Below are 14,069 nucleotides of genomic sequence, written 5' to 3' on the forward strand. Positions count from 1 at the left end.
TTGGAATAAAAATAAAAATTATGAAAAAAACAGTATTTCTTGTGATGCTCTTAACTTCAATATTTGGTTATACAAAAGCATTTCAAAATGAGCTAAACGATCCGGTTTCCCCATTTCCAGTAAGGGGATTTCATCTCGATCTGCGTATTCAGGCCATTCCTATGCCGGCACTTAAAAAACTTGCCTCGCAATTGGTGGAGGGCGGTATCAATACGTTAGTGATGGAATGGGAGGCCACCTATCCTTTTCAGGAAGAACCTTTGATCCCCAATCGTTTTGCTTATACAAGAGAAGAAGTAAAGGCTTTTATGGCCTACTGTAATTCCATAAAATTGGAGGTGATTCCACTTCAGCAAAGCTTCGGACATGTGGAGTACATTCTGAGAAATCCTAAATACAAAGACCTGAGAGAAGATCAGAAAGACTACTCCCAGATTAATCCAATTCGCGAAGCCGAAGCTAAAAAGCTTTTTACTACGCTTTACAAGGATCTGATTGCTACCCATAATTCTCCCTATATCCATATTGGTGGTGATGAAACGTATCTTTTAGGACATTCAGAAGAATCTAAAAAGAAAATTAAAGCAGTTGGTATCGGAAGACTATACGGGGATTACATCAAAATGCTTTGTGATGTGGTAGTGGGATTGGGTAAAAGGCCGGTTCTTTGGGCAGATATTGCCTTGAAATATCCAGAAGCATTGAAGGGTTTACCAAAAGAAACCGTTTTTATCGATTGGAATTACGGATGGGACATCAATATGTTTGGCGACCATGAGCAGTTGATGAAGAGTGGGTTTGAGGTATGGGGAGCACCCGCAATCAGGAGTCATCCTGATAATTATTTCCTGACTCAATGGGAAAAACACTTTAAGAATATTACTGATTTTGTGCCATTGGCAAAGAAACTAGGTTATAAAGGCATCATTATGACTTCCTGGTCGACTTCTGGATTGTATTCGCCTGTGTTCGAAACCACCAGAGATATCGTAGATCTTTATGCAATCCGACGTGTTTATCCCATTAGTGGATTTAACATGCTGATTGCAGCCTTTCTCGAATCTATAAAGTCCGGGGAAGCACTGGACGCTAAAAATTTCATTTACGGTTATGCCAAGACACAATATGGTCTTGATGAAAATGAGGCTAAAGTATTTTGGAAAGCGGTTTCAGCTGTTCCCTTCGAGATTACACAGGGAAAACCTATAAATACAGATTTAAGCATTGATCAAATGCTGGATAGCACCAAAAATGCTGCTGTTGTACTTGGCAAACTGAAGCCGGTTAAAAATGCAAAAGAGTTTGAGCATTACCGATTAATGGCCGCTATTCGGGTACAATACCTGAGTTATCAGTCGATAGAATCCAGGGCAAATGCATCCGGGATGAATGCCGAGAAACTTAGACCATTGATTACGGAATTAGAAGCATTACGTACCAAGGAATTGGATAAGAGATTTATAGCACTCAATTCGGACGTCATGTATCCTTCAGAGATGGCACAGGAAAATGAGTTGAGGAGTGCAAAAATCCAGGTATTGCTGGACAGGCTGAAAAGAGTTAAATAATTCCATTTATCTATTATTAAATAAAAGAAAATTGTATAAAATATTTTATAGCTACCTATTGCTGATGCTGTTTTTTGGAACAGCCAGCCATGCCGCTAAGCAGCAGTATCCTACACCAGATCAGCTGGAAGTTTATTGGCATGTTTATGAAAATCATTACCTGGGTAAAGATCAGACACTTTTTTCAATTGGCATTAGAAACCATGGCAAGCAACCCTTTCCAAAAACGGGCTGGAAAATTTATTTTAACCTCGGAAAAAGAGTAAGCACTGTATCCGGAACGGAAAAGTTAAAAGTAAATCATGTAAATGGTGGCCTTTACTACATTTCTCCAGGCAAGGACCTTAATGCTGTTGGTTCTGGAGAAAGCCTGGAACAACAGTTTATTTCCAATTCATGGGTAGTAAATAGCAGTGATGCGCCTGAAGGGTTTTACTTAGTATGGGACAATGCCTCGGGTGTTGGTATTCCTTTAAACGATGTTAAAATATCCAGTCCGAAGGATCAGCGTAAAATGGACAGGTTTGCTGGAGATAAGGAGTTAAGCCAGGGGCAGCATTACCTATTGAACGAACGTGGGAAAACTGAAAACAGCAGTCCGCCAAAAATATTTCCAGCGCCGCTTTCTTACACAGAAACACCAGGCCATTTTAAATTGGACCATACCGTTACTTTGGTGTCGGATCCTGAGTTCAACAATGAAGCTCAATTGTTTGCTGATGAGTTGAAATTGCTAACTGGAAAAAGACCTTTCATCTCTAATCATCCTAAAAAAACAGGAACAATTACACTTAAAAGAGATGCTTCGATCAAAAGAGATGGATATACTTTAAAAGTAACTCCATCTGGCATTGTCATTTCTGCTAAAGGCCCCAGGGAAATCCATTATGGTATTCAATCATTAAAAGTGATGCTGGATCCTTCAGCTTATGCTGGTCGGGGGAAAAACAAGGCATTACTGGTAAAATGTGTGGCAGTAGAGGATCGTCCTGCATTTGGATTTAGGGCAATTATGCTGGATGTAGCGAGAAATTTTCAGGCTAAAGAAGAAGTGATGAAGTTGATTGATTTGCTGTCTTTATATAAATTCACTACGCTTCACCTCCATCTGAATGACGATGAAGGCTGGAGATTACAGATTAATGCTTTGCCCGAACTGACCAGCGTGGGTGCGAACCGTGGACATGGATTAAATGAACAGGAAAGTTTAATGCCTGCCTATGGATCGGGTCCAATTGCCGGGCAATCCTCAGGAAGCGGCTATTATTCAAGGGCAGACTTTATGGAGATTCTAAAATATGCAGCAAGAAGACACATCAATATCATCCCGGAAATTGAAACACCTGGTCATGCCCGTGCGGCGATCGTTTCCATGCAGGCCAGATACAATAAAATTGTAAAATCGGGTGATACCCTAAAGGCAAAACAATATCTGCTTAGAGATATGGCGGATTCTTCTGTTTATCGTTCGGTACAGCAATGGAATGACCATGTGATGGATGTATCTATGCCCTCGGTATACAATTTCCTGGAAACTGTTACTGATGAAATAATTGAGATGTATAAACTGGCCGGCGCGCCATTGCAGACTATACATTATGGTGGCGATGAAGTGCCTGCAGGGGTGTGGACCGCATCTCCTTCTGTGGATGCATTCAAAGCAAAGCATTCGGAAGTAAAAAATGCTGCTGATCTCTGGGATTATTTTTTCGGTCGCCTTGCAGATATGCTGGATAAAAGAAAACTATACCTTTCTGGATGGGAGGAAACCGCATTAAGGAAGTCAACCCTTCCAGGAGGAAAAAAATGGCAGCCCAATCCTTTATTCCTCGACAGAAACTTTCATGTGAATGTATGGAATAACATGTCGGGCAATGAAGATCTGGCTTACAGACTGGCAAATTCAGGATATAAGGTGATCCTCTCATTTGTAACCAATTTCTATTTTGACATGGCCTATGTCCGCGAGTTTGAGGAACCAGGATTCAATTGGGGCGGCTTTATCAATTTGGAACAAGCTTATAAATTTATCCCTTTTGATTATCTGAAAAATCAGCATACGGATTACGTGAATAGGCCATTGCCTAAATCCATGCTCCAACAATTTGAGCCATTAACGGAAGTTGGTCAGCAGAATATATATGGTATTCAAGGACTTTTATGGACAGAAACCGTAAAAACAGCAGAGCGATTAGAATACATGTATTTGCCAAGGCTTCTTGCTTTGTCTGAAAGAGCATGGGCTTCCACACCAGCTTGGGCAACGATGCAAGATACTTTAAAAGCGAAGCAGTTGTATGAGCGCGACTGGTATAAGTTCAGTTCATCTGTTAGACGGGAGCTGAACCGCCTGGATCATTATGCCGGAGGCTTTGAATACAGGATACCTACGCCAGCAATTATGCTGCGGGATGGAATGGTTTCTGCCAATACCGATGTTCCCGGATTTAAAATTTACTATACTACAGACGGATCCACTCCAACTGTAAAAAGTAAACGCTATCAACAACCAGTTCCCCACTTAAAAGGACTTCGCTTCCGCGCATTCAATGAGATCGGAAGAGGAGGGGAAGTTGCGAAAAATGACACAGAAGAAAATGGAAAAGATCAAGATATATAATGGTAAAATAATTACTCCCCATCGTACGATTAATGGGGGGTGTATCATTATCGAAGGAGGAAAGATATTGGAAGTAAGCACTGCTGATGTTCCTGTTGAAAATGCACTGGAAATAAATGCAATGGGCAATTATATTGCACCTGGATTTATTGATTTGCATGTTCATGGTGGGGGAGGTCACGATTTTATGGATAACGAGCCTGAGGGCTATTTAGCCATTGCAGCACTACACGCCAAACACGGTACAACAGCTCTCATGCCAACCACTTTAAGTAGTGAGCATCAGGATTTAATGGATACTTTAAGTGTATATGAAACTGCCAATGCCAGAAATGTTAAGGGTGCAGAGTTTATAGGGATACACATTGAGGGACCGTATTTCTCCATGGAACAGCGAGGAGCACAAGACCCAAGATATATTAGAGCGCCGGTTCCGGCAGAATATCAGGAGATCATTGCCAGTTCCAAGTCTATTAAACGCTGGAGCGCTGCACCGGAGCTTACAGGGGCGCTGGAATTTGCGCAATACCTTACCGAAAGAGGTATTTTACCATCCATTGCACACACCAATGCGATTTATGAAGAAGTATTGCCAGCATTTGAAAAAGGTTTTAGTCATGCTACACACTTTTATTCCTGTATGTCGGGGGTCTCGAGGCGAAATGCCTACCGTTATGCAGGAGTAATTGAAAGTGCCTATCTGCTGGATGCGATGACAGTCGAAATCATTGCAGATGGGATTCATCTTCCTCCGCCATTACTCAAGCTGGTACTCAAAATAAAAGGGGCAGACCGAACTGCGTTGGTTACTGATGCGATGCGCGCATCGGGGATGCCGCCAGGGCCAAGTATTCTTGGTAGCCGACGCGATGGTCTGGAGGTGATTGTAGAGGATAACGTGGCTAAACTAAAAGACAGGACTGCCTTTGCAGGTAGTGTGGCTACGATGGATAGGTTGGTGAGAAATATGGTGACTATGGCTGATGCAACTTTGGAAGATGCAGTTAAAATGGCTTCCCTTACGCCTGCAAATATCATCGGGATAGGCGATCGAAAAGGATCACTGGTGGCAGGAAAGGATGCGGATATCGTTATTTTCGATGAGGAGGTAAATATTTTGCGAACGATGGTGGCTGGAAAAAGTATATATGAAAAATTAATTTAAAGCGAATGGTGTTAGAAAAAGATTTAAGTGGCCCTAAAGTTAGGATTTACGAGTCAAGGAAATTAATGGGGGATGCAGCAGCCAGCAGACTGGCCAAAGAGATTGATGCTGTTTTGAAAAATAAGGGGGAGGTTAATATCGTATTCGCGGCAGCTCCATCACAAAATGAATTTTTGGCTGCTCTTTTTTATGAGCCGATCAAATGGGAGCAGGTAAATGCTTTTCACATGGACGAATACATCAGCCTGAATGAAAATGCGCCTCAAAGATTTGGGAATTTTTTAAAAAAACGCCTATTTGATCAGTTCAATTTTAAATCTGTTCACTATCTGGATGGGAATGTTGCGGATATTCAGTCAGAATGTAAACGTTATTCCACCTTACTTGAAAATCATCCGATTGATATCGTTTGTATGGGGATAGGTGAAAATGGACATCTGGCTTTTAATGATCCTCCTGTTGCCAATTTTAGTGATCCGGAAGTAGTAAAGGTGGTGACACTGGATTTGCCCTGCAGACAGCAGCAAGTAAATGACGGTTGTTTCGCGAGTTTGGAAGAAGTGCCTACTCAGGCATTAACGCTAACAATTCCTACGCTAATCAGTGCAAAAGTGATCAATTGTGTGGTGCCAGGATCTGCAAAAGCAACCGCTGTGCTCAATACTTTAACCAAGCCAATTTCCAGCAATTTTCCATCTACAGCATTACGAAATCATCCTGAAGCAGTACTTTTTCTGGATCTGGACAGCAGCAGATATATACGATAGTAGCCATGTAAATAAAGTTTAACTCCGGAGTATAAAAATGATGCGTTCGCATTAATACCAAAATTTGATTCTTGCAGGCTTTCAGAAAATGTTTTATTCATTTAAAATAAAACATCTATCTTGCAGGATCAAATATGGGGGTTTTGAGCTTTTTTTCAAGTATAAGTTGTTTTTTCCTGCTCTTACTTTCATTACACCTGTTTTTCGCAAAACGGGGAGTAAAAGTGTTGAATCGTTTACTCTCAGTTATTTTTATTTCGAGGTTCGGTCAGGTGCTGATCTTTTTGCTTGTTAATTCTGGTGATGGTGCTATTTTCCCCTATTTCTACCAGCTGTTTACGCCAATTTATTATGCTGCTCCAGCCTGTTTCTATTTGTATGTAACCACTTTCATCAGTGGTCGCAACCGACTTCGTAAATTTGAATGGCTTTACTTTGTTCCTGCTCTTTTAGCCTTCATACATGTGCTGCCTTTACCTGTTTCTTCGGTGGTCAGGTGGGAGTCTATCGCCAATGAGATTGACCAGAACAAACAGCTTTTTGTGACTGAACGAAGTGGTTTATTTCCAGGCTGGTTTTATTACCTGGGGAGGCCATTCTTATTGCTAACCTATCTGACTGCCACTTGGATTACCGTATTTAGATCAAAAGTGCGGATTGAAAAAATGGATACTGGTGCGAGAAACTGGATTTTCTTTTTTCTGAGGGTAGCTACTTTCTTCCAGCTGATCAGCTTTATACCTTTGCTAACATTGGACTTAGAAGCCCCTTTATTTAAGGCCTCTTTTATTTTGATCAATTGTACGGTGCTTTTGATGATTATTATATTTATCCTGCACCAGCCTAAATTATTTTACGGATACCTTTTTGTGGCGGTAGACCTGGATCATGATAAAGATAATACAGATGATAAAGTGAGTATAAATGATCCTGAGCTGCCTAAAAGTACAGCAGTACCAAAAAAAACAACGATTTTACCCGATCAGTTAATCAGCTATGTCGATTCAATGAAATCTTTTATGGAAAGCAAAAGACCCTATCTCCAGTCCGACTTCCAAATAGTTGATTTAGCCAATGAACTCAATATTCCAGTGCACCACTGTTCCTATGTAATTAATAGCTCTTTCGATAAAAATTTCCGCGACTGGATTAATGGCTATCGGATTACTTTTTTTATCAGGCAATATCCTCTTAAATCGGATAGGATGACCATTGAGGCAATAGCTTACGAATCGGGATTTAAGAGTCTGACGACTTTCTATAATGCCTTTAAAAAAGAGACAGGCTTGATGCCTAAAGCCTTCTTTTCGCAGCAGCTCGTATCATAAAACCCCTTATTTTTCTATAACTATTGAATGGTTGCAGGAAGATTCGGGTATTTTTAGGGCGTTCATAATGATCTGAGCGTACATTTGTCAATAATAGGAGTATTCATTTTTCCTTTATTCTAAATTAATCAGCTCTATATGAAAAGTACGTTACTCTTTTGCATCTCCTTATCGCTATTTTTCTTGAATGCAAAACCTCAGGTTATATAAAATACACAGTGTCGCAATGCCCGTATAAATTGCCTGTTATCCCGATTTGTTCAATGGTGATAATAGGCGAATCTAACGACTTCCGCAAGCTTTAGAACAACAGCAAACGCTGACTCTCAGGTAGCAGGTAGCCCTTACGCGATTAGGGCTACTGCTGCTAATACTTTAATAATTGTGATCTTGGCATAGGTGATGAAGCATCAAATTACCTATCAGGATACATCCGCTATTCTACACTTAATGCCATATCGTAAAGAATAAAGCGACTGCTGCGGCACCCATGATGAAAAAAGTGGCCCAAAGCAATGTTTTCGACAACCACCCGCTTTTGTATTCTCCCATAATCTCCTCACTTGCCGCAATTTTCACAATCAGATACAGTAGGGGTACAGCTGCTATACCATTAATTACAGCCGTATACACCAAGGCTTTTACCGGATCTATTCCTATGAAATTGATGAATAAACCAATGAATGTGGAGATAATGATCACACCGTAAAAGCCATGTGCTTTTTTGAGTTTAAGATTAAGACTGGCATTCCAGTCGAACGCTTCGGCAACGGCATAAGCTGCGGATCCTGAGAGCACAGGGACTGCTAATAATCCAAGTCCAATGATACCTATGGAGAAGATTAATTTGGCCAGATAACCGGAATTTGGAAAAGAGTGTACTAAGGGTTCGAGTGCTTTGGCTGCATCCGCTGCATTTTTCACGTCGGTGATCCCGCTGCCATGTAATACAGTAGCGCCTACTAATAGGATACACCAGGTGGTAAATTCCGAGATCACCATACCTACATTATTATCTTTACGCATGGCATGAATGTTTGGCCAGCCAATTCTCGGTTTTCCAGCTCTGAAAAGTCCTTTGGCTTTTTCTTCTTCGACTTCCTGCGAAGCTTGCCAGAAAAACATATAAGGGGTAATGGTGGTTCCAAACACGCCCGTGATGATAAACAGGAAATCAAATGAAAATTCAAAATGTGGAATCACAGTCGCTTTTAACACAGTTCCCCATGGCTGATCAATCATGAATGCAGTGATCGGATAGGCGAGTAAGGCGAGTGCCAGCCATTTTAAGATCTTCGAGTAAGCCTTGTAGCTGGTGAAAATTTCAAGGATCAGAATGGTCGCCGTAAAAAAGAAGGTCAGCACCACAAAATCTACAGGAACTAACAGTTGTGCTGCCGCGGCCATCGCACCAATATCTGCACCAATATTAATGGTATTGGCCACTACAACTAGTCCAACTACCGAATAGAGCACTTTGCGGCTATAATGTTCTTTAATGACGGCAGCAATGCCTTTTCCGGTCACCAATCCTATTCTGGCACAGGCCTCCTGAACAGCGGTCATGAATGGGAGCATATACAATGCAGTCCACAGTTGCGCGTATCCAAATTGTGCCCCGGTTTGGGAATAGGTAGCGATACCTGATGGGTCATCATCCGCAGCGCCTGTAGTGAGTCCTGGCCCTAAAAGGCTAAAGAATTTTTTGATTTTTCTGATACGGAACTTTGCACTGTGTTTTAAGGCCATTTTAGAAAAAAGTTAATCTGATATAACTAACTAAATATACTAGCTAATTTATTAATATCCGAGCTTTCTATGCAGCTGTTCTTTTATATTGATGTGGATGATGTGATCCTATGAACTTAGGTTTTGGAACAGGACTTCTGCTCCCTTGAATAAGGTTTAGAAGGGTTTTGGGCCCTACAAGGCCCTACCAGCCCCCTACTACCGCTCAGCTAAAGCTTCACAACCATAAAGCACATTCTTTGCTGAAACTCATACTGCTCAACTGAACATTTGGATATTTTATCGGTCATCACTCAGGCAATCTGCCTGTTTTTGTCCGATGTTTGTTGTTATTTTAGTCATTTTCAATTGCATCATTATTACTTTTTAAAGTATCTTTGCAGCACTTTATGAATATGATCTTTTTCTTCGAAACCCCATCTGCCAAGATTTATGTCTTGCAAGTAAACCGGAGCCTGACACCAGCTGATATTTCAAAATTAAGTTGGCTGTTTGGAGGCGCGAAAGTTAAAACTGAAACTTCCTTAAATGGTTTCTTTGTTGGCCCAAGGGCAGCAATGGTAACCCCATGGAGCACAAACGCGGTAGAGATTACCCAAAATATGGACCTTCATGGGATCGTTCGTATTGAGGAATTCGAAACGGTAACTGCTGATGCTTCGGATTATGATCACATGTTGTTTCAAAAATATGAAGGACTAGGTCAGGATGTATTTACGACTAATGTTCAGCCAGAAGCGATTCTGGAAATCTCCGATATTGCTGCTTACAACAAGCAGGAAGGATTGTCATTGAGCGAGGAAGAAGTAAATTACTTAAACCAATTGGCTGAAAATCTAGGTCGTAAGTTAACAGATTCAGAAGTATTCGGTTTCTCTCAAGTAAACTCTGAGCACTGTCGCCATAAAATCTTCAACGGAAGATTTGTAATCGACGGAGAAGAAAAACCTTATTCTCTATTCAAAATGATTCGCCATACTTCAGAAGCACACCCTAACGGAATTGTTTCTGCGTATAAAGATAACGTTGCCTTCGTAAAAGGTCCGGTAGTACAGCAATTCGCTCCAAAAAGAGCAGATGTACCTGATTATTACCAGGTAAAAGATTTCGAATCCGTAATTTCAATCAAAGCGGAAACACATAACTTCCCAACTACTGTAGAACCATTTAATGGTGCTGCAACTGGTGCTGGTGGAGAAATCAGAGACAGACTGGCTGGTGGACAAGGATCATTGCCGCTTGCAGGTACTGCAGTATACATGACTGCCTTGTCGAGATTAGAAGAAAATCGCCCATGGGAAGCTGGTGTTGAGGAAAGAAAATGGTTATACCAAACACCAATGGACATTCTGATCAAAGCTTCTAACGGAGCTTCTGACTTTGGTAATAAATTCGGACAGCCACTGATCACCGGTTCTGTGCTTACTTTCGAGCATGAAGAAGAAGGCAGAAGATTAGGTTATGATAAAGTGATCATGCTTGCAGGTGGCGTAGGCTACGGCAAAGCCGATCAGGCATTAAAACATAAACCAGCTACAGGTGATAAAATTGTCATCTTAGGTGGCGAAAACTACCGCATTGGTATGGGGGGTGCTGCCGTTTCTTCTGCAGATACTGGCGCATTAGGTTCCAGCATTGAATTAAATGCAATTCAGCGCTCTAACCCAGAAATGCAGAAAAGAGCAGCCAATACCGTTCGTGGTATGGTAGAAAGCGACGTAAACGCAATCGTTTCTATCCATGATCATGGTGCTGGTGGACACTTAAACTGTCTGTCTGAACTAGTTGAAGAAACAGGTGGATTGATCGACCTGGATCAGCTTCCAGTTGGAGATCCTACACTTTCTGCGAAAGAAATCATTGGAAACGAATCTCAGGAACGTATGGGATTGGTGATTGGTGCAGAAAGCATCGATATTCTACATAAAATTGCAGATCGTGAACGCAGCCCAATGTATACTGTTGGTGAAGTAACCGGCGATCACCGCTTTACTTTCGCTTCTAAAACTACTGGCCTAAAACCAATGGATTTAGCGCTAAAAGATATGTTTGGCAGCTCGCCAAAGGTGGTGATGGAAGATACGACTATCGACAGGAAATATGAGCCTGTTACTTATGATATCAATCAATTGGATACCTACCTTGAGCAGGTATTGCAATTGGAAGCAGTAGCCTCGAAAGATTGGTTAACAAATAAAGTTGACCGTTGCGTAGGTGGTAAAGTGGCTAAACAGCAATGTGCTGGTCCGTTACAATTGCCCTTAAATAACTGTGGTGTAATGGCATTGGATTATCAGGGGAAAGACGGTATCGCGACTTCAATTGGTCACGCACCAATCTCTGCTTTGATTGATCCTGCTGCAGGTAGCCGCAATGCGATTGCCGAATCTCTTTCTAACATCGTTTGGGCACCATTAAAAGATGGATTGGATAGCGTTTCGCTTTCTGCCAACTGGATGTGGGCTTGTAAAAACGAAGGTGAAGATGCACGTCTATATGACGCGGTGAAAGCATGTTCGGAATTTGCAATCGAATTAGGTATTAACATTCCTACAGGTAAGGATTCCTTATCGATGAAACAGAAATATCCAGACGGAGAAGTCATCGCTCCAGGTACGGTGATCATTTCTGCAGGTGGTCATTGTGATGACATTACCGCAGTAGTAGAGCCTGTTCTTCAGAAAGATGGTGGTTCTATCTACTACATCAACCTTTCAAATGATACGTATAAATTAGGGGGATCTTCTTTCGCACAGATCATGAACAAAATTGGTCATGAAACTCCGGATGTAACAGATGCTGCTCAGTTTAAAAATACATTCAATACAGTTCAGGAATTGATCAAAACTGGTAAAATCCAGGCTGGTCATGACATCGGCAGCGGTGGTTTAATCACGACCCTTTTAGAACTTTGCTTTGCAGACAGAGACCTTGGTGCAGCCATCGACCTTTCTGAATTGAGCAATGATGACCTGATTAAAGTGCTGTTCGCAGAAAATATTGGTATCGTATTCCAGGCTGATCCATCCGTAGAAGGATTATTAGCAGAAGCAGGTGTGGCTTACCATAAAATTGGTATCGTGAAATCTGAGCCGGTATTAACGGTGAAGAATGGAGCAGGCAGCCATAGCTTTGATATCGATCACCTTCGTGATGTATGGTTCAAAACTTCTTACCTGTTAGATCAAAAACAAGCAGGTGCTGTTAAAGCAAAAGAACGTTTTGATCACTACAAAAACCACGTATTAAACTATACTTTCCCATTACAGTTTGACGGTAAAAAACCTTCTTTTGATGCGAGCAAACCAAGACCAAAAGCGGCGGTATTGAGGGAAAAAGGAAGTAACTCTGAGCGTGAATTGGCAAATGCCATGTACCTTGCAGGTTTCGACGTGAAAGATGTACACATGACAGATTTAATCTCTGGCCGTGAGACTTTAGAAGACATCCAGTTTATCGGTGCAGTTGGAGGTTTCTCTAACTCAGACGTATTGGGTTCTGCAAAAGGCTGGGCTGGTGCATTCTTATACAATGAGAAAGCAAGAGTAGCTTTAGAAAACTTCTTTAAACGTGAGGATACACTTTCAGTAGGTATCTGTAACGGTTGTCAGCTGTTTGTGGAATTAGGATTGATCAATAAAGATCATGAAGAAAAACCTAAAATGCTGCACAATGACAGTCAGAAGCATGAAAGTATCTTTACTTCATTAACCATACAAGAAAACAATTCTGTGATGTTATCCAGCCTTGCCGGAAGTACATTAGGCGTTTGGGTTTCACATGGTGAAGGTAAATTCCAATTGCCGTATGCAGAAGATCAGTATGGTATCGTAGCGAAATATGCTTACGAAAGCTATCCTGCCAATCCAAACGGTTCTGATTACAACACTGCAATGATGTGTGACAAATCTGGAAGGCACCTGGTGATGATGCCGCATATTGAACGTTCATTGTTCCAATGGCATTGGGCTAACTATCCGAAAGGACGTAAAGACGAAGTAACGCCATGGATGGAAGCTTTTGTAAACGCCAGACTATGGCTGGAAAGCAAATCTAAATAAGCAAATTTTTAAAACGCCTCCCGATTCAAATTGGGAGGCGTTTTTTCGTTTATACGAAAGCAGATTCCTACTTTAGCAATGCTTAAAAAAAAAACATGGTTATGAAAAATGTCCTGCTGGCGAGTACCTCTACCTTGTATGGAGAGGAATATCTTGCTTATCTATTGCCGGAATTGTCGGCATTTTTTGCCGGTGTTTCCGAGATCATATTTATTCCTTTTGCCCGTCCGGGAGGTATCAGTCATGACGACTATACCGAAAAGGTAAGGGAAACTTTTGCCACTATCGGGATTAACGTTCGTGGATTACATACTTTTCCTGAGCCGGATGTCGCAATCGCGGAGGCAGAAGGCTTTTTTACAGGCGGTGGAAATACCTTTTTACTTGTACAGCAGCTGCACAATTTAAACCTGATGGAAGTACTAAAGCAAAAGGTAGAAACTGGGATTCCTTACTTAGGAACCAGTGCAGGTAGTAATATCGGAGGTGTCAATATGAAAAACACCAATGATATGCCCATTGTTTATCCTTCGGATTTTACAACGATGGGCCTGATTCCTTTTAACATCAATGCCCATTATCTGGATCCTGACCCAACAAGTACGCACAATGGCGAAACCAGGGAAATGAGAATCAAAGAATTTCATGTATGCAATGATACGCCTGTAGTTGGACTTCGTGAGGGGAGTTGGATTCGTGTAAAAGGAGAGACGATCACCACAGCAGGCAGTAAAAACTCCAGAATTTTTCTAGCCGGTACAGCGCCTTATGAATTACCGTCTGGATCGCCATTGAAATTCTGATAAAATTA

Annotated in this window: 8 protein-coding genes; 7 read left to right on the forward strand and 1 reads right to left on the reverse strand. The window is 41.4% G+C overall.

Going from position 1 to position 14,069, the window contains the following annotated elements:
* The first annotated feature begins 20 nt into the window (after positions 1–20).
* From H9X96_RS13105 to H9X96_RS13125, 5 genes are all read left to right on the forward strand, one after another.
* Positions 21–1,568: a beta-N-acetylhexosaminidase gene (locus H9X96_RS13105; protein WP_187666729.1), complete on the forward strand. Its 1,548-nt coding sequence runs from the start codon at positions 21–23 to the stop codon at positions 1,566–1,568.
* Positions 1,569–1,599: 31 nt separating this feature from the next.
* Positions 1,600–4,188: a family 20 glycosylhydrolase gene (locus H9X96_RS13110; protein WP_187666730.1), complete on the forward strand. Its 2,589-nt coding sequence runs from the start codon at positions 1,600–1,602 to the stop codon at positions 4,186–4,188.
* Positions 4,166–5,353 carry an N-acetylglucosamine-6-phosphate deacetylase gene (nagA, locus tag H9X96_RS13115; protein ID WP_187666731.1) on the forward strand — a complete coding sequence of 396 codons (1,188 nt, stop codon included), beginning with the start codon at positions 4,166–4,168 and terminating at the stop codon, positions 5,351–5,353. The genes H9X96_RS13110 and nagA overlap by 23 nt, the downstream gene beginning before the upstream one ends.
* A 5-nt stretch (positions 5,354–5,358) precedes the next feature.
* On the forward strand, positions 5,359–6,120 hold the full coding sequence (locus tag H9X96_RS13120) for a glucosamine-6-phosphate deaminase (protein WP_187666732.1): 762 nt from the start codon (positions 5,359–5,361) through the stop codon (positions 6,118–6,120).
* 227 nt (positions 6,121–6,347) lie between these two features.
* Complete coding sequence (locus H9X96_RS13125; protein ID WP_187666733.1) at positions 6,348–7,448, forward strand: AraC family transcriptional regulator; 1,101 nt, start codon at positions 6,348–6,350, stop codon at positions 7,446–7,448.
* A 447-nt stretch (positions 7,449–7,895) separates the two neighbouring features.
* Here H9X96_RS13125 and H9X96_RS13130 read toward each other — a convergent pair whose 3' ends face one another.
* Positions 7,896–9,197 carry an NRAMP family divalent metal transporter gene (locus H9X96_RS13130; protein ID WP_187666734.1) on the reverse strand — a complete coding sequence of 434 codons (1,302 nt, stop codon included), beginning with the start codon at positions 9,195–9,197 and terminating at the stop codon, positions 7,896–7,898.
* Between the two features lie 395 nt (positions 9,198–9,592).
* On the opposite strand from H9X96_RS13130, the gene purL reads away from it, so the two are divergent.
* Together purL and pepE are read left to right on the forward strand one after the other, a co-directional pair.
* A complete protein-coding gene (gene purL, locus H9X96_RS13135; protein ID WP_187667021.1) occupies positions 9,593–13,258 on the forward strand; it encodes a phosphoribosylformylglycinamidine synthase in 3,666 nt (1,221 codons plus the stop codon).
* Between the two features lie 101 nt (positions 13,259–13,359).
* Positions 13,360–14,061, forward strand: a complete 702-nt coding sequence (gene pepE, locus H9X96_RS13140; RefSeq protein WP_187666735.1) for a dipeptidase PepE — start codon at positions 13,360–13,362, stop codon at positions 14,059–14,061.
* Positions 14,062–14,069: the final 8 nt, after the last annotated feature.

Origin of the sequence: Pedobacter sp. N36a (assembly GCF_014472395.1) — a bacterium.
Classification (GTDB): Bacteria; Bacteroidota; Bacteroidia; order Sphingobacteriales; family Sphingobacteriaceae; genus Pedobacter.

Bases quoted from the DNA above. Each gene is read 5' to 3' on its own strand.
- H9X96_RS13105 (WP_187666729.1), top strand. From the start codon at position 21: ATGAAAAAAACAGTATTTCTTGTGATGCTCTTAACTTCAATATTTGGT.
- nagA (WP_187666731.1), top strand. From the start codon at position 4,166: ATGGAAAAGATCAAGATATATAATGGTAAAATAATTACTCCCCATCGT.
- H9X96_RS13120 (WP_187666732.1), top strand. From the start codon at position 5,359: ATGGTGTTAGAAAAAGATTTAAGTGGCCCTAAAGTTAGGATTTACGAG.
- H9X96_RS13130 (WP_187666734.1), bottom strand. From the start codon at position 9,197: ATGGCCTTAAAACACAGTGCAAAGTTCCGTATCAGAAAAATCAAAAAA.
- purL (WP_187667021.1), top strand. From the start codon at position 9,593: ATGATCTTTTTCTTCGAAACCCCATCTGCCAAGATTTATGTCTTGCAA.
- pepE (WP_187666735.1), top strand. From the start codon at position 13,360: ATGAAAAATGTCCTGCTGGCGAGTACCTCTACCTTGTATGGAGAGGAA.